The organism is Teredinibacter sp. KSP-S5-2 (assembly GCF_032773895.1).
Classification (GTDB): domain Bacteria; phylum Pseudomonadota; class Gammaproteobacteria; order Pseudomonadales; family Cellvibrionaceae.
Window position 1 is genome coordinate 3,590,723 of the sequence record NZ_CP120416.1, and the last position, 21,841, is coordinate 3,612,563.

The 21,841-nt window shown below is 42.1% G+C and carries 18 protein-coding genes; 7 read left to right on the plus strand and 11 right to left on the minus strand.

Translation table 11 applies throughout. The annotated features are described in order from the left end of the window. Positions 1 to 143 precede the first annotated feature (143 nt). The 8 genes from P5V12_RS15360 to P5V12_RS15395 all read right to left on the minus strand — a co-directional run bounded on the left by P5V12_RS15360 (position 144) and on the right by P5V12_RS15395 (position 12,213). A complete protein-coding gene (locus tag P5V12_RS15360) occupies positions 144 to 1,430 on the minus strand; it encodes an anion permease (protein WP_316953965.1) in 1,287 nt (428 codons plus the stop codon). A 34-nt stretch (positions 1,431 to 1,464) separates the two neighbouring features. Then, positions 1,465 to 2,145: a TIGR00153 family protein gene (locus P5V12_RS15365; protein WP_316953966.1), complete on the minus strand. Its 681-nt coding sequence runs from the start codon at positions 2,143 to 2,145 to the stop codon at positions 1,465 to 1,467. A gap of 292 nt (positions 2,146 to 2,437) precedes the next feature. Beyond that, on the minus strand, positions 2,438 to 3,331 hold the full coding sequence (locus tag P5V12_RS15370; RefSeq protein WP_316953967.1) for a P-loop NTPase fold protein: 894 nt from the start codon (positions 3,329 to 3,331) through the stop codon (positions 2,438 to 2,440). A gap of 1 nt (position 3,332) precedes the next feature. After that, positions 3,333 to 4,295, minus strand: a complete 963-nt coding sequence (locus tag P5V12_RS15375) for a D-2-hydroxyacid dehydrogenase (protein ID WP_316953968.1) — start codon at positions 4,293 to 4,295, stop codon at positions 3,333 to 3,335. 781 nt (positions 4,296 to 5,076) lie between these two features. Further along, positions 5,077 to 8,757, minus strand: a complete 3,681-nt coding sequence (locus tag P5V12_RS15380) for a two-component regulator propeller domain-containing protein (protein WP_316953969.1) — start codon at positions 8,755 to 8,757, stop codon at positions 5,077 to 5,079. A 536-nt stretch (positions 8,758 to 9,293) separates the two neighbouring features. Then, the gene (gene folE, locus P5V12_RS15385) at positions 9,294 to 9,989 is read right to left on the minus strand and encodes a GTP cyclohydrolase I FolE (RefSeq protein ID WP_316953970.1); all 696 of its coding nucleotides are present in this window, start codon (positions 9,987 to 9,989) and stop codon (positions 9,294 to 9,296) included. A 45-nt stretch (positions 9,990 to 10,034) separates the two neighbouring features. Next, entirely contained in the window at positions 10,035 to 10,442 is a 408-nt protein-coding gene (gene folX, locus P5V12_RS15390) for a dihydroneopterin triphosphate 2'-epimerase (protein WP_316953971.1), read from the minus strand. Between the two features lie 289 nt (positions 10,443 to 10,731). Further along, positions 10,732 to 12,213: a hypothetical protein gene (locus tag P5V12_RS15395; RefSeq protein ID WP_316953972.1), complete on the minus strand. Its 1,482-nt coding sequence runs from the start codon at positions 12,211 to 12,213 to the stop codon at positions 10,732 to 10,734. 491 nt (positions 12,214 to 12,704) lie between these two features. Here P5V12_RS15395 and P5V12_RS15400 point away from each other — a divergent pair, with 491 nt between their 5' ends. The 7 genes from P5V12_RS15400 to P5V12_RS15430 all read left to right on the plus strand — a co-directional run bounded on the left by P5V12_RS15400 (position 12,705) and on the right by P5V12_RS15430 (position 18,725). Then, a complete protein-coding gene (locus P5V12_RS15400) occupies positions 12,705 to 12,899 on the plus strand; it encodes a CVNH domain-containing protein (RefSeq protein ID WP_316953973.1) in 195 nt (64 codons plus the stop codon). A gap of 85 nt (positions 12,900 to 12,984) precedes the next feature. Next, entirely contained in the window at positions 12,985 to 14,136 is a 1,152-nt protein-coding gene (locus P5V12_RS15405) for a DegT/DnrJ/EryC1/StrS aminotransferase family protein (protein ID WP_316953974.1), read from the plus strand. Positions 14,137 to 14,169: 33 nt separating this feature from the next. Continuing rightward, the gene (locus P5V12_RS15410; RefSeq protein ID WP_316953975.1) at positions 14,170 to 15,210 is read left to right on the plus strand and encodes a bifunctional UDP-4-keto-pentose/UDP-xylose synthase; all 1,041 of its coding nucleotides are present in this window, start codon (positions 14,170 to 14,172) and stop codon (positions 15,208 to 15,210) included. Positions 15,211 to 15,212: 2 nt separating this feature from the next. Next, entirely contained in the window at positions 15,213 to 16,025 is an 813-nt protein-coding gene (locus P5V12_RS15415; protein ID WP_316953976.1) for a hypothetical protein, read from the plus strand. Beyond that, positions 16,026 to 16,754 (plus strand): CDP-alcohol phosphatidyltransferase family protein, encoded by a 729-nt coding sequence (locus tag P5V12_RS15420; RefSeq protein WP_316953977.1) that lies wholly within the window; start codon positions 16,026 to 16,028, stop codon positions 16,752 to 16,754. After that, positions 16,747 to 17,766, plus strand: coding sequence for a Gfo/Idh/MocA family oxidoreductase (locus P5V12_RS15425; protein WP_316953978.1), 1,020 nt, complete (start codon positions 16,747 to 16,749; stop codon positions 17,764 to 17,766). The genes P5V12_RS15420 and P5V12_RS15425 overlap by 8 nt, the downstream gene beginning before the upstream one ends. 8 nt (positions 17,767 to 17,774) lie before the next feature. Further along, complete coding sequence (locus P5V12_RS15430; protein ID WP_316953979.1) at positions 17,775 to 18,725, plus strand: fatty acid desaturase; 951 nt, start codon at positions 17,775 to 17,777, stop codon at positions 18,723 to 18,725. A gap of 28 nt (positions 18,726 to 18,753) precedes the next feature. Here the strand turns inward: P5V12_RS15430 and P5V12_RS15435 are convergent, their stop codons facing one another. The 3 genes from P5V12_RS15435 to maoP all read right to left on the minus strand — a co-directional run bounded on the left by P5V12_RS15435 (position 18,754) and on the right by maoP (position 21,519). Next, positions 18,754 to 19,695, minus strand: coding sequence for an FHA domain-containing protein (locus P5V12_RS15435; protein WP_316953980.1), 942 nt, complete (start codon positions 19,693 to 19,695; stop codon positions 18,754 to 18,756). A gap of 98 nt (positions 19,696 to 19,793) precedes the next feature. Continuing rightward, positions 19,794 to 20,687 (minus strand): serine/threonine-protein kinase, encoded by an 894-nt coding sequence (locus tag P5V12_RS15440; protein ID WP_316957441.1) that lies wholly within the window; start codon positions 20,685 to 20,687, stop codon positions 19,794 to 19,796. Between the two features lie 448 nt (positions 20,688 to 21,135). Then, positions 21,136 to 21,519, minus strand: a complete 384-nt coding sequence (gene maoP / locus P5V12_RS15445; RefSeq protein ID WP_316953981.1) for a DUF413 domain-containing protein — start codon at positions 21,517 to 21,519, stop codon at positions 21,136 to 21,138. Between the last annotated feature and the right edge of the window lie 322 nt (positions 21,520 to 21,841).

Genomic DNA, 21,841 nt, shown 5'->3' on the forward strand with positions numbered 1-21,841 from the left:
GAGGGATGGTCTCAATGGGTATGGCAATTAAGCTAGCCTATAGGAGAAAGGCACGTGTGAATTTTCGTGCTTATATTTTTTGCAGGGCAAAAAAAAGGCGGGTTACCTTACCCGCCATAGAAACATATAGACTTTAAATGGACTTAAGAGAATAAGCCTTTAAAGAAAAAGAAGAACAGAATTGCCAAACCTGCACCTGCCGGAAGAGTTACGATCCAGGACAGGAAAATGGTTCCAATCACACGCAGGTTAAGTGCACCAATACCACGAGCCAGGCCAACTCCGAGTACCGCACCAACCAATGTATGAGTGGTCGATACCGGCAAACCAAAGCCAGAAGCCAATACCACTGTACCTGCAGCACCTAACTCAGCGGCAAAACCACGGCTTGGGGTAAGCTCTGTGATTTTTTTACCGATAGTGGCAATCACCTTCCAACCGTATGTTGCCAGACCAAGGATGATACCCACACCACCAACCAGCAGAATCCAACCTGGCATGGCTGTTTTAGCAGCAATGGTTTCTGTTTTTAGAACGCCGTAGATCGCGGCCAATGGACCCACCGCATTGGCCACATCGTTCGAACCATGAGCAAAGGCCATAGCACAAGCGGTAAACACCATAAGAACGGCAAACACCTTTTCCACATTGGCGAAACGACTACCGTGGCCACCCTCTTTAACCGGCAAGGATTCTTCTTTGATTTTTGCCAGGAAGAAAATACCAATACCTGAGACTAATAAGCCGATAACAACGGCGATGCCTGCCTGTTCTATAAAGCTGAAACTAATACCAATATCTTTAAAGACATGTTTTAGACCCTTAATCAGAGTCACCATCGTAATCAGGAAACCGACAGCAAACATGTAGATAGGGATATAACGCTTCGCTCTCTGGAAGGGGTTTTCGGTATCAAGAATAAGGACTTGCACGCTACGGAACAGCAGGAATGATATCGACCCGGCGAGCAGCGGGGAAACAACCCAACTGGCCACGATTTTGCCCACTTTAGCCCAGGCCACCGCTTCCACGGAGATACCAACAGCAGCAAAACCAACAATCGCACCAACAATGGAGTGTGTGGTCGATACCGGCCACCCCATAATACTGGCGATAAGCAGCCAGGTACCTGCCGCGAGCAGAGCGGAAAGCATACCGTAGATGAGATATTCAGGAGCATCAACCAGCAACGAGGGATCGATAATCCCTTTACGGATTGTTGAGGTCACTTCACCACCAGCCAGGTATGCGCCGGCAAATTCAAAAAGCATGGCGACAATGATCGCTTGTCGAATAGTGAGCGCTTTTGATCCTACTGAGGTGCCCATAGCGTTCGCTACGTCATTAGCACCAATCCCCCAAGCCATAAAAACGCCAAATATACAGGCGAGTATAAGAAAGATTTGATAATTCTCTGCGATAAGAGACATGATAGTTAAACCCTAGTAATGACAGATCAGCTCATTATTTTGCGAGCAACAATTGTAAACGACTACCTACCTGCTGAGCTCGATCGGCCAGATCACCTACCCACTCAATAACGCGGTACATAAACATAACACCCACTGGAGGAAGCTCATCCTCCAACCCAAATAGCGTTGAGCGAATAGCAATCTGTAATTCGTCAGTTTTATGCTCAACAAGATCCAACTCATGAATAAGCCGACCTACGATATCCAGTTCTTTGCCACTGAAACCGGTTTCAAGCAGCTCATCCAATTCTTCAATCGCTTTCAGCGCGTGCGTAGAGGTATCTACAGCAGAGGCAACATATTCTTTCATTGGAGCGCGCAAGACTTCCGGGAAGACCATCTTCCGCCCCAGCATAATGCCAGCGATATCTTTCGCTCTGTTTGCAATTTTGTCCTGAACAGCCAATAGCTGAAGTAGGTCTGTGCGAGGCACAGGCAGAAACAAGCTTTTGGGCAAGTCCAAACGCAATTGCTTCTTAAGTACATCTGCCTGATGTTCTAGCTCTGAGATTTCCTGCTGAATGGCTTCTGCCTTGTCCCAATCATTCGCACAGGTGGCTTCAAAAAAAGCCGTGAGTTTGGCTGCAGCCTGAGTAGCAACAACCATGTGCTCCTGCATAGGTTTAATTGGAGATTTTCCGAACAAATTCTCCAGAGGATTGATTATAGCCATGAAAATTATCTCCCAATTTCAGACGACGGGCAGTATAGAAAAATTATCGAGCTTGTACAGCTTTTTTGCAGTTTTTTTGCACAAATATTAAAAAAAGAATTTTCTACTCTGTAATAAATATGTAATACAAATATTGTATGTATAGTGCAGGTTTTATTACCTTTGATTTTTAGCAAAAAAACAGCGAGAAAATTCATATATTCAATCTCGATGTCAAACACAGACACATATACATGCTAAAAATTTAGCACACATTTTCTAACGTATATAAGCTTATTTTTGTGTAAAAATATTAACCGCTATCATCCTTGATAATAAGCTGTGTAACGGTATGGTCTAAATCCAACTGTATATACACATCACACAGAAGTGGCATAACAGATAAATTATGTTGGGTAATACGTTCAAAATATGGGACAAAATTATTAATCTTTTCTTTCGCAGAGAAATACGCAGTTTTATCCAGTTGTTTTTTTTCTTTTGATATCGTTTTAATTTCTTGCTCAAGACGCCATTTATATACAGACTGAATACAAGGCACCTGGATAAAAACAAGCATATCCAGCAACTCAAATAACTCGGCATATTCCGCTGTCAAATAATCATTTACTGTCTGCCGCCAACGCCCATCGATATCTTTCTCTTTTTCCAAATCATTTATTGGTTCAGTTAATTCACTTTGATACTGCGGCACACTGCCAACACACCAGCCTTCAAACAAAATGAGGTCTACCGGACCTTTAACTCTTTCCCATTTCGAATCCGGCAATCGATCATCAATCAATTTGCTAAACTTGGGTACGGCCACCACCTCATCAGCATCAAGTTTTTTTAATCGGTGAAGAACATCCAAACCAAGCTTAACATCATGTGTTCCCGGCACACCTCGAGTAGCAAAAAGAGGATGAACACTTTCCGACTTTATTTTTCGCTCATGCTGAGTAAGGTATAAATCATCAATTGATAAAATTGCTGTATTCCACTGATAGTTTTCCTGTAAATAATGCTTTAAATAATCAGCCAGTGTTGATTTACCCGAACCCTGTGCACCGTTAACCCCTATTACAATCGGCCCTTCACCTTTTTTTTGTCGAATCCATTCTCCCAGACGGGAATAAAACTGTACGGCAACAGACTCAAATACCGAAGGCAATTTGTGTTGAGAAATAAAGTTTTGTATGGCCATGCTAAACCACAAGGTTGGTTGGTTTATTGTGAACAAATTGTTCAATATTATTCATAACCTGATCAGCCAGAACCTGCATTGCTTCCTGACTTGCCCAGGCAACGTGAGGAGTAAGAATGACGTTGGGATATGCCGCTAATGCCATAGCCGTACTATTTTTCTCCGGTGGTTCCTGTGGTACCACATCCAGCCCCGCACCGGCTATCCACTGCTCATCTAAAGCCTGTTTTAACGCTTCAAGATCAACGACACCACCACGGGCGGTATTAATTAATAACGCGTTTTTTTTCATTTGTTTTAAATTATCGAGATGAATAAGATGCTGGGTTTGCTCGGTTAGCGGGCAATGCAAACTGACAATATCTGACTGAGCAAGCAAGGCATCCAGAGGTACTGACCGGGCAAAAGGCAACTGATCTCTACCGCTCAAACTGTGGTAACAGACATTCATACCAAATACTTTTGCAACCTGAGCAACGGACTGGGCAATGGTACCGGAACCGATTATTCCAAGCTGATTTCCCGCCAACTCATGTATTGGCTGATTAAAATAGCAAAACTGGTTTTCTTCCTGCCAACGCCCTCGATTTAGCTCATCACGGTAGAGTGCTAGCTGTTTTCGCAACCCCAGAATCATGGCAAAAACATGCTCACACACCGTTGTTTTAGCGTAACCGCGGACATTACAAACGCTTATCCCCCTTTGTTTACAGGCTTCCAAATCGACAGCATTAGTCCCGGTTGCCGCGACCACAATCAATCGCAGATCAGGCAACTGATCAATAAGCCGTTGATCGATCACCACCTTATTAGTGATGCATATGGTTGCCCCCCACAAGCGATCCAGGGTTTGCTCAGGGGAGGTAGAAGCATATTCAAGCCAGGAATGGGGAAAAGAGAGGGAATTAAAGGTAACTTCTTTGGCAACGGTGGCCCTATCCAGAAAAACAATTTTATGCTGCATTACACTGTCCCCCCGACAAAATACGATTAGGGCCTACACTCATTTAACTGTCACCGTTCAAACAGAGATAGCTCTAGTTTAGGTAGCTTGATGAACCAAATAAACGGCAAGTTAGGATAAATCGTGTATTTTATGCCACAACCCGCAGGGCCTGAGCTTTTGCCCCGTACCTTTCTATCCTACTCATGTATGTCCGACACTCACGACCTGCTCTGCCTTGCCGGATAACCTCCAGCAGAGAGAATTCAATGAGTAAGAACAGGCTCTAGTGTAGCCGCTTTCGTCGAACCGGCAGCGAGGCTCGATCAACTTATACGTAGAATTGCCATTGATTTCTATAAACTTGGCACAGAATATCGCTCAGGCCACCGCAGGTTGCGGCCGGAGGTAGAGAAACCGACACACAAGCAGACAAATCGCTACTCTGCTAAGACTGTGATCGTTATATAAGACTGGTACAGCAGATTGCCGCAGGCAATGCTCCTGTCAGAGTCATCTCCCCTAACCAACGAAATCAAACGATATAGAAACGATATCTCCCTAAGCACTCCAGGTTGGCGAACAAGGGGACTCATCAGAACTTCTGATTACAGAGTATCAGGCCTTCCTATTTACCCAGGGAGAATGGACTCGACTGTCGAAAAGGCAATATAAATTGCCAGACACAAGTCTGACCAGAAAGTGAGGAGAAGCTAAAAAAGAATAAAATTATGCCGCAGCCCTATCGAGAAAAATGGATAACTCGCCAGGCCATTGTGGACATTCATGCTCGCTTAATGCTTTACACATTCAAATACTCATCGACGCAGGAAAACAGTTCCACTTTTGATAACGGTTTTGTGAGATAAGCATTTCCGCCGGAGTTCATTCCCTCTTCAATATCGCGGGACTGATCCAAAGCAGATAAAAAGATAATAGGCAGTTCTTCTTTGGAGTACTGATCTCGAATACGCACGGCCACTTCATAACCACTCATTTGTGGCATCATAATATCGAGAATGATTAATTCGATACCTTCTTCATTAGTTAAAGCATCCAACGCAGAAAAACCATCTTCCGCCTCAACCACCAGATAGCCACGAATTTCTAACAATCCACGTAAAACCATTCGATTTACCGGATCGTCATCGACAATTAAAATCTTGTGAGTATCACCACAGTCTTCCCCGGCATTAATATTCGATTTCTTTTCTTTCTTCGGTGTTTCAGGTTTCACGCTATCATGTTTCACATTTTTATATACGGGTAACGTAAAGGTAAACTCGGTACCGCCAGAATCTCTCGGCACAACAAGAAGCTCACCCTTATGTAACTTAACAATCTTGACCGCCAATGCCAGACCAATTCCTATACCCTGTTCATGACGAAAGCTTACGTTGTCAGAGTGATAAAACAGATCGTATAAGGTCTTTTGTTGTTGACGAGAAATTCCCCGACCATCATCCGACACAGTAACGGACACATGATCATCATCAAAGGTAGAGGAAACCGTCACAACACCGCGATCAGAAAACTTTATCGAATTATCAACTAAGCTGGTGAGCAGTTTTGCAACACGCTCTTTATCGGCGTATACCGGTGGCAGAGGCTTTGTCAGACGACTTTCCAAGACAACGGACTTACCCTCCACCAAGAACTGCATTGAGTCCACAACGTTTTGAATCACATCATTCAAATCCAGTGCAGCACGATTAAGTTCTGAATTTTCCATGGTCAGCACAGAAAAATCGATCAATTCGGATATAAGATTCGACAGCCGCTTACCACTCTTGGATATGGACAACAGCTTTTCACGACTCGCATGAGGGTTGACATTTTCATGAGTTAAAGCTTCGGTTAAACCAATAATACCGTTCAATGGGGTTCTCAGTTCATGGGAAGCATTGGCAATAAAATCCGCTTTAACCTGGTCAAAATGAATTAATTCATTATTAATTTTTTTCTGTTGTTCCAGCTCGATACGTCTTGTGCGAGCATTAAGTATGGCATAAAGGAAACCGCCAATAACGATAAAATATATTAAATAAGCCCACCAGGTAGACCATAGGGGTGGCCTGATCTCGATTTTTAACTTCTTAATTTTTTCGTTCCAAACACTGTCATTATTGGAACCTTTCAAATAAAAAGTATACGTACCTGGATCCAGATTGGTATAGGTAACGGAAGATTCACCTTGAGTAAAGATCCAATCATTATCAAACCCCTCAAGCATATAAGCGTACTGATTCAGAAGCGGATAAGTGTAACTCAAAGCAGAAAAATCGATAGAAAACGAGGATTGCTGATCGCTCAAAACAACTTTGTTTACATGATTAATATGTGCTTTCAGCGGCGAGCCATTCACACCGATATCAACAGATCGGTTAAATATTTTAAAATCCGTGAAAACGACGGGTGGAACAAATGAGTTATATTTTAGGGTGTCTGGATAGAAAACATTAAAACCTTCTGTTGTTCCCAAATATAAACGACCGCTACTATCTTTGTAGGCCGCATCTCTTATAGATTGAGAACCGACAAAACCGTCATCTTTACCATAGGATCGAATGGAGAAATTTCTATGGTCAATTTGAGCAAACCCATTGGATGTTGTTGCCCAGATACTTCCATTATTCGCCTCAATAATACTGGCAACACTATTACTGGGAAGGCCATTATCCATAGTCAACTGAATAAGTCTGCGGGACAGGCCATCCAAAACTATGATGCCATTGTCATGGGTACCAAACCACAAATTGCCATGACTGTCTTCATATATCTTAAGAACACGCGTATCAACACCCAATTCAACTTCAAATCGCGTAAAGGATTTAAAATCCGTCGCGTCCTTATCCAAGTATTCAATTTTTCTTTCACTGCTTAACCAGATACGTCCATGTCGATCCTCAAAAATAGGCCAGGCAAACTCCGCCCGGTTTTTTAGATTATTGGAAGCAACGGTTTTTACACGAACAAAACTGTCATTATCGTAATCGTAGAGACTTAATCCACCAGTCTCGGTTGCCACCCATAGACGTTTTTGTGAATCAAATAATATTTTCCAGATGTATTCGCTATTCAAACTATCGGGGGCTTTCGGATCAGGGTGATAATGAGAAAGCTCACCTGATGTTTTATTATATTTATATAAACCATCAGCCCAGGTACCAATCCATAGATTATTCCGGTCATCTTCTTCAAGCGTTAAAACAGGATCATGATTAAGTCGATCCCCTTTACTGAAAATCGGGTGAGAGTTGTCGAATTTTTTCAACTTTATATCAAATAGATTTAACCCCTGCTCAGTTCCAACCCAGATCTTATTGGGCTCAGCATCATAAAATGCCAAAATAGCGCTGTTATTTAACCAATTATCTTTATTTGCCTTCCAATAATAAGCATCTATGTGGCTAGAGGAACGATCCCAGTACTCTACCCCAGAGGGAAACGTACCAAACCACATATCGGAGTTTCCATCTTCATATATGCCTAAGACAGTAAAACCACCGATACTATAAGGGTCGAACTTAGAATACTTCTGGATAGAAAACTCATCGGTTTCCGAGTTGTAATAGGCTACGCCGACACCGACAATAGAAATCCAGAGAAGATCATGACTATCGACATAAATATTTGGAATAGATAAACCCGAACTCCCAAGGCTTGCATCCCATTTACCATAATAGCGCTTAAATAACTCGGCTTTCGGATCAAAACGATTAAGCCCACCGCCCTGGGTGCCAAACCATAACGCACCAGATCTATCCTCTTCTATCGCGGTCACCGTATTACTACTGATGGAAGTAATATCATCCGGCTGGTGTACATACTTAACGATTTCATTGGTTTGCAGATTAAACTTCAGCAACCCCCACCCCTGAGTACCAACCCAGAGATTATCCTTGCTATCAATAAAGATAGTGAAGACACCATTATTTTTTAACGCTTCTTCAATTTCATCGGAAGGAGAGAAATGGGTTAACAGTTCCCGGTCGGGGTCATAAATACTAATGCCTTCGTTGGAAGCAATAAAAAGCTTCCCTTGTTTATCTTCAACGAAGCAGATAATGCTTACGGAATTCAATACACCCAGAGCATGGTCATCGGGAAAACGGATAAATTCATCCAAAACCGGGTTGTACAGATTAATACCAGAGTGAGTGGCGATCCACATATCACCATCTGAGTCAACATGAAGATCGCTGATGTAGTTGTTACTTAAACTGCGAAGAGAACCAGGATCATGAGTGAAGATCTTAAATTTTCTCCCATCATACTTTGCCAGTCCATTTTCACCACCAAACCAAAGAAATCCTTCTTTATCCTGGGCAATCGAGCGCGTTGCACCAATTCCAGAACCATTAAAAGGCCCGAAACCATAGCTTTCCTCTATCTTGATATGCTGAAATCTTAAGGTTCCACCAAAACACTGACTACAAGCTAGAAGGATTAGGAGGAACGGATAGATAAGCTTTAATAACATGAATATTTTTTCTTTCGTCACAAATACCCGGTGTTTTGAGTAACTTCGTATGAATAAAAAGTCCGTACTGATTCTGTTAAGGCTGTTACAACCCACAAAAAAATCCGGCTAATATATGGCGTAAATGTTTAAACCTTATGTCACTGACTATACTGGCGAAAAGAGTGGCGCATAAATAATTATATGAAACAGATATCACAAACTTGTAAAGAAACAGAAAAACTTAGACTAAAGTATAAAAACTGAAAAAAGATATGGCCAGGAAATTATCCTTCCGCCTGTCAAATAGTGGATTCATCCACAAACTTTTTTAGGGCCTGGTAACAAAGCATTAAATAAGGTATTAACAGGCTAATACCTGAATATAAGTGCGCGTCAGCAGATGGTAGGAAGCAAAAATAACTTAAATATCATAACCTTGCAGGATATACATAAGGCGGCATATAGATTAGATAATGTCGCCTAAAACACATATGGGAAAAATATTACGATTGACAAAAAATTGACTGACAAGAGACGTCAATTCTTCAACTTTTTCATGAAAAAAAAGCCGCCCGCGCCGTAGGATCCTGCTTAAACACGCCGCCCAAAGATGTCGTCGATGTTTCCGAAGTGGCATCCATTACTCCTCTGGATTTAACACAGTAGTGGACTGCATCAATGGATACCGCCACATCTTTTGTTTCCAATAGGGTTTGCAAAGCAACTAAAACCTGCTGTGTTAATCTCTCCTGAACCTGGGGACGTTGAGAGAAAAAACGTACGATACGATTTATTTTGGATAAACCAATAATTTTCTCTTTTGGAATATAAGCAACCTTAGCCGAACCATCGATCGTGACAAAGTGGTGCTCACAGGTACTGGTAAGGCTAATATCCCGAACCTTTACCATTTCATCCACACGCATCTTATTCTCAATCACGGTAATTTTTGGAAAATTTTCGTAATCCAATCCGGAGAATATTTCTTTGACATACATCTTGGCAATTCTATGTGGAGTCTCTTCCAGGCTATCGTCATTCAAATCCAACCCCAGACACTTCACAATTTCCGTCATGTGATGCTTTATTTTGTCGTAACGTGTCTGTGCGTCTAAACCGTTTTCCGTTATTGGTGTTTCTACGCCGTGAGCAATAAGTGCTTCATGAACCAACTGGGCCTCTTGAGACCAATTTTGCTTAATGGTATGACTATTCCTTGCAACACTGAGCGCTGCCGCTTTACTTGACATTCACTGAAACCTTTTAAAAAGAATACTTAAAATACTGAGGTAAATTTATTTGTTGCCGTATTCCAACGTTAACGAAACGGAATCTGCAAAACGCAATGCATGAGGTTTATCTATTTTAACCTTGGCATAAAAGACACTTTCATCGCGACTGCAAATATCCAACACTTCAGCAACCAGTTTTTCCAATAGTAAAAATCGCCCTTCCTCAACCAGTTTAATAATTGATTTGGCAATCGTCTTATAATTCAGGGCTTGATCTACTTGATCTTCCAAACATAGGGGAGACAATTGGTAATGAATTTCAGCATTAATAATAATATCCTGCTGCTTTTCACGTTCTTCCGGGTTAAAGCCAATAAAAGTACGCAACCGTAAATTTGTAATCTCAATGATTGCTTTCGTACTTTGTACCGCACTACGCTGCTGTTGCGAACTTTGGATATTGGCTAACATATGCTTCTTTCCTAATGACATGGCCTTGTTACGTAGCAAACAGTAAATTAGACCTTTTCTTTATCTATCTATGTCAATTTATATCATTTTTTATGCTTGAGCCAGCAACAGGACTCAGTTCTAACGATCATGCCCGATATTTCGCCAACTTATCCAGACATTTATAAAGGTTTTAAGCTGATAGAAAATCCGTTTCGGCACGAATCCATAGACAAAGAATTGGCAGGAAAAAATGTCGTTAAGAGAAATATGGTTCGGCACGAGCACCGAACCACTGAACAAAATCAGGCTAAGGGCAGCTTTGCACAACCCCCTGATCACCATCGAGATTACTGACTGCATTGAAGAACGTATATTGAGCAACGCTGAACAAGCAGGCTGCTGAAGACACATCAAGCCTTGGCCCTGCCATCCCCGGAGCAGAGGTATAGCCCCACGAGTTAAGGGAAATAATCGTTCCACCACCGCTGTTTTCATCCAGAGGTTGCAACCATGCGCCGCCAGATGCACCACCAGACAATTCGCATGAGGGGATCCACCAATTAACTCCGGTGTTTTGTGTCAGGTCTTCAGCGCAATACATCAATTTGGGGTCATAGGCGTAGGAGTAACCCAACGCATAGGTGAAATCCAGGCTGGCTTTCCCCGGATCCCCATCGTCATATGACGGAGTGAGAAAAGACATTGCCAAGGATCCAACAGCCATATCCAAGGATTCAGAAGAGGCCGTACTCCCTATGTGAGCACCGATATCACCGACTACATAAAAACCATAGTCCCAGGCAACATTGTCAGGAAAGGTACGCAATGTCCATTGTCGATCTACTACTCCAAAATCCGGTACCCAACAGCCAACCGGATCATTGTCGCAATCCAGATCCGTGCCGCTTGCGGTGGTTGCAGATTGGTTTGGAATAAACAACACATTGCGCGCAAACGCCTTGTTAACATCATCATAGATACAATGCGCAGCAGTTAGAATCAGTGAACGGCCAGTTACGCTATCGCTTACCACGCTTCCGGAACACACATATCCAGACCAAGGGCCTTTGCGTTTACTATTGCTCGGCATTTGAAAATAAATGCGACCAAGAACAGATTGGCTCACTCCACCTTTATCCCATTCATCGTTAACCACAGTATCCTCTGACGTCACAGGAGGAATGACCACATTGCCCACCGCAACAGAGAAATTAATCACTTCAGGTACGTCAGTGGTGTTCCCTCCCCGACCGCTCCCGTCTTTTGCGATTACCCACCACTGCCAGTCACCATCATAAAACCCTTGCAAACTTACCGCCCAGCGATCATCGCCGATATACGATGCGGTAAAGCTTTGTTCTGTCACACTGTCCGGATAACGAATATGAAAAACAACCGATTTTACACCGGAGGTATCGGTTACTTGAGCCGAAAAAATATAATTATTACCAATTACCATACTTTCTGATGGATCATGGTTACTAACAATTGGCGGTTCAGAATCACTGAAAATTATTGGCTTGGCCAAAGGTTTTTTTATAGCATTTAAAGGAACCGCTTTCAGCGTTTGGGGCTTACTGCCCAATAAAAATAGTTGACCATTAGTATCACGTATATACCCCTTATGATTATCACCAATCAGATAGTCACGGGGGACTGCTTCTCGTATTGCCTGTGGCGTCCACACATTAACTGCAGCTCGCGCCTTATCCGTTTGGGCAACCACAAAAGGGGAAAGCAAAACCAGCAACCAAAGAGAGAGAAAACCTATTCTAGAATAAAACCGCATTCCCGGAGCCTCCAACACAACACCTTAAAAAAGGTATAGCCCAGAAAAACAACAGGAATATATAGGCGCCAAAGACGGTTAACAGTGCTTAACACATACAGCTATGAAACCAAACTATTTATAGAAAACCGAGCTCTTAAAAAACCATTTAATGGAGGCGAATGCATGTACGTACTATTACAAATAATTTTTTAATATAAAACGGGAAAGAATAATAGAAGATAAGAAACCGGATTACTTATCACTAAAAATAACTCAATAAAATATTTCGAAACATTCAGGACAAACTGAACCTCTGTAAAATATGACGTCAATCATTCCATCATCACACCTAAATCTCCATTAATACCGATAAAACAGCCGTGTAATAATATGTAATATTTATTTAATAAAAGCTCTCCTACGCTGATTGGGTGCCTTGCAAATCAAGTTTCAAGACAAGGCCACATAAAAATACAACCTATACATTCCTTCTCAATAGGAGAGAGCACATGGCCGATATACCTCCAGGGTCTTACGAACAAACTTCTCGCAATATCAAATTTACTGGCACGCCAGGTTCAACCGAACTGATCCTTTCTGCTGAATGCCAAAAGGCGGATGGTTCATGGATTCAAAGTGAATTGAAATACGATATCGCCAACTGTAACGGCGAATTAAAGTGGGCACCTAACGGTTGCAGCTAACATCAAGTTTACGCTGCCTATGAATGGAACACGTTCCTAGGCAGCATCTAGTAGTCAATAATAATTACACAGGACCCTAGACTTGATGCGGACCAACTCCTTTATTCCCTTATCACGCCCCACGATAAATCAAGAAGAAATAAACGAAGTAATCGATTCTCTGAAATCTGGCTGGATCACGACCGGCCCGAAAGTAGCGCAATTCGAACATCAATTATGTCAATACTTTAACGTCGAGCAATGTCTCACCGTCAACTCCGGTACGGCAGCATGGCAAGTGCTTGCGCACTGCTACGATATTGGCCCGGGAGACGAAGTCATTATTCCTTCTATCACCTGGCCATCCATGGCAAACGTTGTGGAATTACTTGGCGCAAAACCCGTTTTTGCAGATGTTGACCCAGACACGGCAATCATGCTTGCTGAAGAGGTTGAACGGCTATTAACACCAAACACCAAAGCCATTCTTCCCGTGCACTATGCCGGAGCAGCAGCAGATATAGACAGCTACAAAACCATTATTGGCAACAGAAATATATTAATCGCCGAAGACTGTGCCCACGCTCTTGGTACAACTGACAAAGGCCAACTTATTGGCAGTCAGTCTGATGCCGCCATATTCAGCTTTCACCCAACCAAAAATATCACCACGGGTGAAGGCGGCGCACTCATTTGTAAAGATCAGGACCGATTAAACCGGGCCAGAACTCTAAGCTTAAACGGGATAGGAAAAACCGCCTGGGAAAGAATCAATCAAAAAGAAGCACATTACGAACTGCATGAGCCTGGATACAAATTTAATATGCTGGATATTCAGGCCGCATTAGGTATACATCAGCTGACCAAAATTACCGAGTTTATATCAAAACGGACACTCCTGGCTGAGCGCTACCACCAGAAGCTCGCTGATATTAACTACATCACGCCATTAAAGGCAGATAACGAAAATCAAAGACATGCCTGGCATATATATCCGGTAAAAATTGATATCGAACGTATTGGTTTGACTCGTAATCAACTAATCGATGCCCTAAAAAAACAAAACGTTGGCGTCGGTGTGCATTTTGAATCCGTGCACTTATTACGTTTCTATCGAGAAAAATATCAATATACCGAAAAAGACTTACCGAATGCGACCCAACTCGGGTCGAGTTTAATTTCCCTACCGCTATTCCCGACCATGACTTTAGACGAGCAGGACACCGTGATCAATGCACTGAAAAACATTGCGGAATAGTGATTAGCAACAACTTTATAAATGGTATACAGCATGAATATATTTATACTGGGCATTAACGGGTTTATCGGCAACGAACTTACAGACAGAATTCTCAATACAACAGACTGGCGGGTATGCGGCATTGATATTCACCAAAATAAAATTGAGTCGCTGCTGAAACACACAAACTTTACCTTTAAACTCGGCGACATAAACCAGGAAAAGAACTGGGTTTATCAAAAAATATCCGAAGCGGACATCATCATTCCCCTTGCTGCAATTGCCACACCGAAAAGCTATGTTGAAAATCCGCTCGGCGTATACCAAAGCGTATTTGAAACCAATATCTGGCTGATAAAAGAATGTGCCAGACTGAAAAAACGTTTAATTTTTCCCTCAACCTCTGAAGTCTACGGCATGTGCACAGATGACGAGTTCAAGGAAACGGAAAGCAATTGCGTGCTCGGCCCTATAGAAAAAGAACGCTGGATATACTCCTGCTCAAAACAGTTACTGGATCGTGTGATCTGGGCATACGGACATAAAGGTTTACCATTTACGCTCTTCCGTCCATTTAACTGGATCGGCGCCAGCCAGGACAGTGTTGACTTTCAGACGGCAGGCAATGTCCGGGTATTACCTCAGTTTATTGGCAACATACTGCGCTCCGAACCCATTTATCTGGTGGGAGGAGGAGAACAACGCCGCTCCTTTACCGACATTGAAGACGGAATCGATGCATTGATGAAAATCATCGAAAATAAGGACGGAAAAGCCCACGGTAAGATTTTTAATATCGGCAACAAAACCAATAATTACGCCATACGCGAAATTGCCGACATCATTATCCAATCACTAAAACACTATCCGGATTTTGCAAAACTGGCAGAACAAGCCCAAGTTAAAGCGGTCACAGAAAAAGAGTTTTACGGCAACGGCTATCAGGATGTTCAACAACGTATTCCCGACGTCAGTGAAATTGAACAATGCCTAGGTTGGTCGCCAAAGGTAACTTTAGAAGAGTCCATTAATAAAATAGTGGCCCACCATTTAAACACCGTAAGACAAAAACGAATAGCTGAGCCCGTATAACCATGAACAAAAATGCTTTTACCGTCATTGCTTGGTGCACCAGCGAATACAAGAAACTGGCTGAAGGTTTGACCAGTGATTGTGAGAAGTGGGGGTATCCATACCATATATATGAACTGGACAAAGAATTCCCCAACCTGGCGGCAGCCTGGTGCAATCACCCTAAAATTATTCGCCAGGGCGTAGAAGACTTTGGAACGGTTCTATTTGTTGATATCGAATGCCGTATCGTCCAACCCATACCGGATCACTGGCAGGCACCTCTGGTTTCTGTCAGAGAACCTGAGCAGGATTTTTGGATTAAATATAACACCGGCACGGTTATGGCCGATGTGAGTTGCATTGGTTGGCTGGAAACCTGGATTCACCTAATTGATAACTGGGGCATGAATGCATTAAAAAACGATGCCTATATATATTGGCCCAATGATATCGGTGACGAACTACCTTTTAATGCTGCCGTCACTGCTCTGGATATCAAACTCAATACGGTAAAGCTGTCTTATATCGACAGAGAGTGTGACGCCGAAATTGCGCGGGGATTATGGCAGAATGCACATACCATAATTCAACATCCCACAATACATCACTGGCCGAAAGAGCAGGACTTGGTAGAATGCAAAAAACTTTTTGTCCAAAACTTTCCGGGTGATCCAAACGAAGCAATTTTTTATTTTAATCAAAATAAACAAATTGAAGCCCACAACTGGATTTTTGATGGCAATAACGGATGTTATGCTCCCAAGGAATTTTGGCCTCAACATAAACGCCAATGGATTGAACAATCTGTTGAACTCACCGCCGCACAACGTTAAATGAACAGCACAAAAATAAAAGAAAAAAGTTTATACCTTGCAGCATGGTTCGTTCATCTCTTTTCCGCATTGGGCATACTGTGCGGCTTTCAAGCCTGCGTTGCGATTGCACAAGCGCAATGGATGACCAGCTTATTCTGGTTATTGCTCGCCCTGATAATTGATGCCGTAGACGGAACATTTGCTCGACTATTTCGGGTAAAAGATCGTATCCCAAATATCGACGGCAAAATGCTCGATTACGTTATCGACTTTGTTAACTTTGTCTTTCTGCCAGCGTTTTTCATCTATTCTGCCATTGATTTGCCTGAGCAGTACAAAAACGGCCTAATCTGCCTTATTTTTCTAGCATCCTGCTATCACTACGCCAATCTAAAAGCCGTTTATAAAGACCAATACTTTGTTGGCTTTCCTGCATTCTGGAATCTGATCGCGTTTTATTTATTCATAACGGAATTATCTTCATTTTGGAACAGTATTGTTATTGTTATCATATCAACCCTCCATTTTATTCCGATAAAAGTCATCTACTTAAGTCGCATGTTCAAATCGAATATATATGCGATTATGCTCGCTGGAATATGGGCCGCCTCCACCTTAATGACAATCATCAACTACCCGACAGAAAATTTCATTTGGGCAGAACTGTCTTTGACAATTGCCGTACTCATTTTTATTTTCAGCAATATCAGTATGCCCCTGCGCAAGGATAAGAATAAAAATGCTTAAACTCGCTATTATTGGAGCAGGAAATATTGCCCGGATTCGGGCGCGGGCACTACTAAAAACCGGGCAGATTGAACTGTGTGGCGTTGCCGCACATCGACAAACTTCTGCAGAAAAATTTGCTCGGGATTTTTCCATCCCCTTTGCCACAGATAACTACAAAGAACTCAGCAATACCAAACCAGACGCCTTTTTATTGGAAGTACCTCATCAAATTCAGGACGAAGCTGCAATCTGGACATTGCAACAGAAATGTCACCTGCTTATCGGCGGCTGTTTGGCAACATCTTCGGCAGTGGGCAAACAAATTATTCATTTAGCGAACAAATACCACTCCATTGTGGAATGTGGTTATGAAGCGAGATACAAAGCCTGCTGGCAAAAAGTCAAACAGTACCTCAGGGATAAAGAGATTGGCCTCCCGTTAACGGTCAACGCAATTGCCCTTTGGCAACCACCACCCAATAGTTGGTACACCCAACAAACCACCAGCGGCGGCATGCCAGTTACCCACATGACTTATGCATTCATAAACCCCTTACGCTGGCTATTTGGTCATGGTGTACATATATCTACACAAGCCAATGCCTTGGAAGACTACGGAAATGATTCGCTAAAGGAAAACCTATGCATTACGCAACTAAAATTCCCCGGCGAGTTACTGGCTTCACTGACCGCAGGTTTTGTCAGTGCCCTCCCGGCTAAACGTTGGCACTTAGACGTAGTTGGTACAAAGGGAATTATAGAAATTCACCCAGGTGATCTGGACGAAGGATCATTAATCATCCATCAAGGACAAGGGGACTCCAGAGAGGAGTCATTTGATCATGCCATCAACGCATTTGATGGCCAGGCAGCTGTTTTCGTTGAGTCCTGCCTCGAGCGACAAAATGATATGCATTCAATATCACAGTGCTTAAACCCGCCAGAAGACGCGATAAAAGATATTAAACTGACCGAGAGCATAACGCATTTTCTGTATCGTGAAACAAAAAATGAACACGCCTTAGCGTAGGTAAAGCAATGATTAGAGACGAATTTTATTTAACCCAGGCACAGGACCCACATATTGCACGTAGAAGAGCAATAAGAAAACGATACCCGGAAATAAAACAATTAATTGGTCCAAACCCTTATTCCTCTTTACTCATTTTCTTTCTAGTCGTATTACAGTTTACTATCGCGTGGCAGTTAAAGAATCAATCTCTATTGATTATTCTTATTGTTTCATACGTGATAGGTGCATACATTTCTGCTGCACTCTACGCCCTTATTCACGAAGCAAGCCATAAACTGGTTTTCAAACGAGCAACAGCGAACAAAATAACCGCCCTACTAGCCAACTTACCACTGGTAACCGTTGGCGCTATGCCTTTTTTTAAATTCCATAAATCACATCACCTGAGCTTTAACGACTACAGAAAGGATGTTGGTGTTCCGACACATCAGGAAGCCAAATGGGTAGGTAACAATCCTTTACGAAAAATTATTTGGCTTGCATTTTTTCCTTTATTTCAATGGCGAAGAACAGCCAAGCATCCGCTGGCCAAATCCGGCATAGACAAGTGGATGCTAGTGAATATTTTTACTCAAACACTGGCTAACGCGGCGGTTATTTATTTTCTTGGAATATGGAGTTTCATCTATCTGTTTCTTTGTATTACCTGGTCTTTTGGCCTCCATCCTCTGGGTACACGAGTGGTACAGGAACACTTTGTCGTACAGGAAGACCAGGAAACGAACAACTACACCGGGTTAAGTAAACTATTTGAATGCAACTTCGGTCTACATGCCGAACATCATGATTTCCCGGGTATCCCCTGGAATCGCTTACCCAAACTCAGCAAAATTGCGAAAAAAGAATATCAGTCTATTCCGAAATTCAGATCCAGGTTGTTGCTCATGTTTGACTTTATATTCAACGCAAAATGGAATCTGTACAACAACACCATCAGAATTAAGAACAGAGCGTAAACCTAATTTATTACTTAATTCACATTTATTACGCTGGAACCTGATGAAAGGAAAATCCTCCCTGAATAACAAGTTCAGAGTACGCTAAACGTATTTCTCCAGGCCGACGCTCAATAAGAGGACGAAGCGAAGCTTCTTTCGGCAGTTTCTCTGCAACCTGTTTTCTGAATCGATAGATATGAATATTGATATGTTGCTCTTTCATTCTCAAGCTTTGTATCAATATATCCTTTTTCATCCAGCCCTGATCTAACTCACACAAACCTCTACGCCGATCATCGAGCCTCTGTCGCGCCAATAGCAGTAACAGATAATGGTGGGCTCGCTCTCCCATATCAAACTGTTTTCCATTAACAATTAATGTTAGAGAGACATGTTCTTCATTCCGGTTAACATCAAAAATACATTGTATGTTTTTACTTGAATGAATAGTTTTCATGTCGATAGTCGCTGAACTTGGGCATCCCTCGACAAACTCCCATAAGGTATCATGAACACCAACCTGATCCCCAGTTCGCAGAGCCCGTATTTCGTCATCCGACTCACACATCCACTCCCCATTATCAGACAAATAAACCACAATAGAGTGGCTTTGTATGGGAAGTACCTCGACATCAAAAAGTGAAATCGTTGGCAAACCTTCAACCACGGGCATCAGACAGGAAACAGGCGCATCCAGATCAACCATTCTCCATGTTTCTTGATTACCATTTTCGCCAAATTGAATTCTATCTCCACCGGTCAATAGAGAAAAAACACCAGGCACAAGTTTCTTTTTATTCAGCCAAGTTCCGTTGGTACTGAGATCTTTTATCTTCCAGTGTTCACCATCCCAGGCAACAATAGCATGATTACGAGAGCACCCGACGCCCTCTATCAGAGTATGGTTTGTATCTACACTGCGACCAAAAGAATGATAAGGCCTTAGCAATCTTTGTTGTCCATCCAACTCTCGACGAATAGTAGCCATATCAAACACCACGATAAAACTGTTTTTTAATCGAAAAATTTACCGCGAAAAGAAAATGAATTGATCTTATTTTTTCGAATAACACATCACATACCTCATCATTCAACCACAGATTCTCCTAATACACTACTCCAGCAACGTAACTCACGGTATATAGACAAGGCATCTTGCCAACGCATTTCTTGTTCCTTTTGCACCGCTTTCGACAAAATAAAATCCAACCCAGATTTTTTTATGCATTCAGGCATCGCAACAAAAAAACTATCAAGCTGCCTATTCACCATCATCGAGTAACTTTCACCATATACAACAGCTCGGCCAATAAGGCATTCTATGAATATCAAACCCCATGCATAGATATCTGATTTTATCGTGGGCATTTCACCTCTTAACACTTCCGGTGCACAGTATGCTGGAGAGCATTTTCGTTGTTCATTATATTGCTGACAACGTTCGACTACTGCGTTACCGAAATCAATCAACTTAACCCCCAATGAATTATTATTGTTATACACCAGTATATTTGCAGGTTTTAAATCATTATGAATTACATTATTTTTTTCCAGATACACCAGCACTTCCAGCACTTTAGTCATAACATGGACAGTCTCCGCAAGTGAGAACGCACCGTGTTCAAACAGCCAATCTTTTAACGAAGCACCAGAAACATATTCAAATACCAGATATCGAAACTCTCCATCATTTATATCAGACTGCAACACACGAACAATATTAGAATGATTTAGAGACTTTACTATCTCAAACTCTTTTTCACACTCGCTCCGAAAAACCGGACAAGAGATGTCAACAATTGATTTTTCAGAGGGCCATACTTTAATAGCGACTTTATTTCCTGAATCAATATCCAATGCCTCATATACACAACATTCAATTCCGAACGACAACATACCGAGAACTCGATACCCTTTACCCAATAACTGTGTATGTATTTGATCTAAATGGCCACTTTCACGGGAGTACGTCATAGGCATGGTCAAATCGCGATCTCCTGATATAGGAAAATCAAACAAGACAAAACCATTTCATATTAATTCATCTTTCTTGGAATGGCCTAAAAGGGAATGAAAGAAATCGCTGATTTGGCGGGAGGATATTGACTATGACACTTAAATATAATTTTTCATAAAAAAATAGCGTGTCGTATATTATGCACAAAATATGCTGCGCCAAAGACGTAGAACAAGGGATATTTATTTTTGCTATAAAAATGCGCATGTAAGAATAGAATCGAACGGATACAAAACGAAACTATCTACATTGAGGATGTGCCTTTGAATGAAACAGTGAAGATGTTTTAAGATTCGGGCATTCTACAGAACTCGCCTCGGAAAATAATTTTCCGAGGGACTTCGCAAATGCGTATGTACTGGAGAGTATTGAAAAGAAGGTATCACCAGAAAAAGTACCCGGATTAACCGGTTAACTCGCTTTTCTGGAGTCCACTTCTATATCGTCACTCACATCGTCAAGGCTGGAATCATCATCCGAATCGTCCGAAGACACCGCAGGGGCCCCCAGAGTAAACGACATCTGACTTCTGGAAGTTTTTTCGCAAAATAGCTTCCAGGCCTTCTCGTGATTTGATTCGGCATCTTTATTACCTTTACAGAAGCTGACGAAATCAGATTCCACCGGGGTTTCCGGACTTCTTTCGCCTTTGGCTAAAGCTTCATAAGCGTAAAAGTGATTTTCCAACAACCGAACTTGCTCAAAAGTAAATTCGCCACTGCGAGATAATCCGTAAGGGAAGTAGCTTCCTCCCCAAAAGTGGCGGCCATTCTGGTCAAAATCTTTTGCTGTCATTGATTCAAATACCTAATTGAACTTACCTATATTCAATTTTGGGATTATGGTAAGGCCTGTTTTCCTTGTACAATGACGATTTTTTGTAGTTTCAATAAATTTTTTTGATCAAAAACCCCTTCTGGCCTCCGGGCAAAATTGCAGCTCATATCTAGGCCGGGTGATAAAAAAAACGTATCCGTAAACGTCAGATACTAGGCTCCTGTATGCTCCAGACAAGCGAATTCTCTCACCTTGGAGGTTAGCAGTGATAGAATGCCCCACTATTCATCCAAGGCCGCTTACCCCATCGATCGAACACATAAGCAGCATTTTTGTGCCA

What these genes read in the sequence shown, in the direction of transcription:
- P5V12_RS15370 (WP_316953967.1), bottom strand. Translation starts at nt 3,331, where the DNA reads ATGGCCATACAAAACTTTATTTCTCAACACAAATTGCCTTCGGTATTT.
- P5V12_RS15360 (WP_316953965.1), bottom strand. Translation starts at nt 1,430, where the DNA reads ATGTCTCTTATCGCAGAGAATTATCAAATCTTTCTTATACTCGCCTGT.
- folE (WP_316953970.1), bottom strand. Translation starts at nt 9,989, where the DNA reads ATGTCAAGTAAAGCGGCAGCGCTCAGTGTTGCAAGGAATAGTCATACC.
- P5V12_RS15380 (WP_316953969.1), bottom strand. Translation starts at nt 8,757, where the DNA reads ATGTTATTAAAGCTTATCTATCCGTTCCTCCTAATCCTTCTAGCTTGT.
- folX (WP_316953971.1), bottom strand. Translation starts at nt 10,442, where the DNA reads ATGTTAGCCAATATCCAAAGTTCGCAACAGCAGCGTAGTGCGGTACAA.
- P5V12_RS15440 (WP_316957441.1), bottom strand. Translation starts at nt 20,687, where the DNA reads ATGCCTATGACGTACTCCCGTGAAAGTGGCCATTTAGATCAAATACAT.
- P5V12_RS15405 (WP_316953974.1), top strand. Translation starts at nt 12,985, where the DNA reads ATGCGGACCAACTCCTTTATTCCCTTATCACGCCCCACGATAAATCAA.
- P5V12_RS15400 (WP_316953973.1), top strand. Translation starts at nt 12,705, where the DNA reads ATGGCCGATATACCTCCAGGGTCTTACGAACAAACTTCTCGCAATATC.
- P5V12_RS15425 (WP_316953978.1), top strand. Translation starts at nt 16,747, where the DNA reads ATGCTTAAACTCGCTATTATTGGAGCAGGAAATATTGCCCGGATTCGG.
- maoP (WP_316953981.1), bottom strand. Translation starts at nt 21,519, where the DNA reads ATGACAGCAAAAGATTTTGACCAGAATGGCCGCCACTTTTGGGGAGGA.
- P5V12_RS15395 (WP_316953972.1), bottom strand. Translation starts at nt 12,213, where the DNA reads ATGCGGTTTTATTCTAGAATAGGTTTTCTCTCTCTTTGGTTGCTGGTT.
- P5V12_RS15430 (WP_316953979.1), top strand. Translation starts at nt 17,775, where the DNA reads ATGATTAGAGACGAATTTTATTTAACCCAGGCACAGGACCCACATATT.
- P5V12_RS15415 (WP_316953976.1), top strand. Translation starts at nt 15,213, where the DNA reads ATGAACAAAAATGCTTTTACCGTCATTGCTTGGTGCACCAGCGAATAC.
- P5V12_RS15435 (WP_316953980.1), bottom strand. Translation starts at nt 19,695, where the DNA reads ATGGCTACTATTCGTCGAGAGTTGGATGGACAACAAAGATTGCTAAGG.
- P5V12_RS15410 (WP_316953975.1), top strand. Translation starts at nt 14,170, where the DNA reads ATGAATATATTTATACTGGGCATTAACGGGTTTATCGGCAACGAACTT.
- P5V12_RS15365 (WP_316953966.1), bottom strand. Translation starts at nt 2,145, where the DNA reads ATGGCTATAATCAATCCTCTGGAGAATTTGTTCGGAAAATCTCCAATT.
- P5V12_RS15420 (WP_316953977.1), top strand. Translation starts at nt 16,026, where the DNA reads ATGAACAGCACAAAAATAAAAGAAAAAAGTTTATACCTTGCAGCATGG.
- P5V12_RS15375 (WP_316953968.1), bottom strand. Translation starts at nt 4,295, where the DNA reads ATGCAGCATAAAATTGTTTTTCTGGATAGGGCCACCGTTGCCAAAGAA.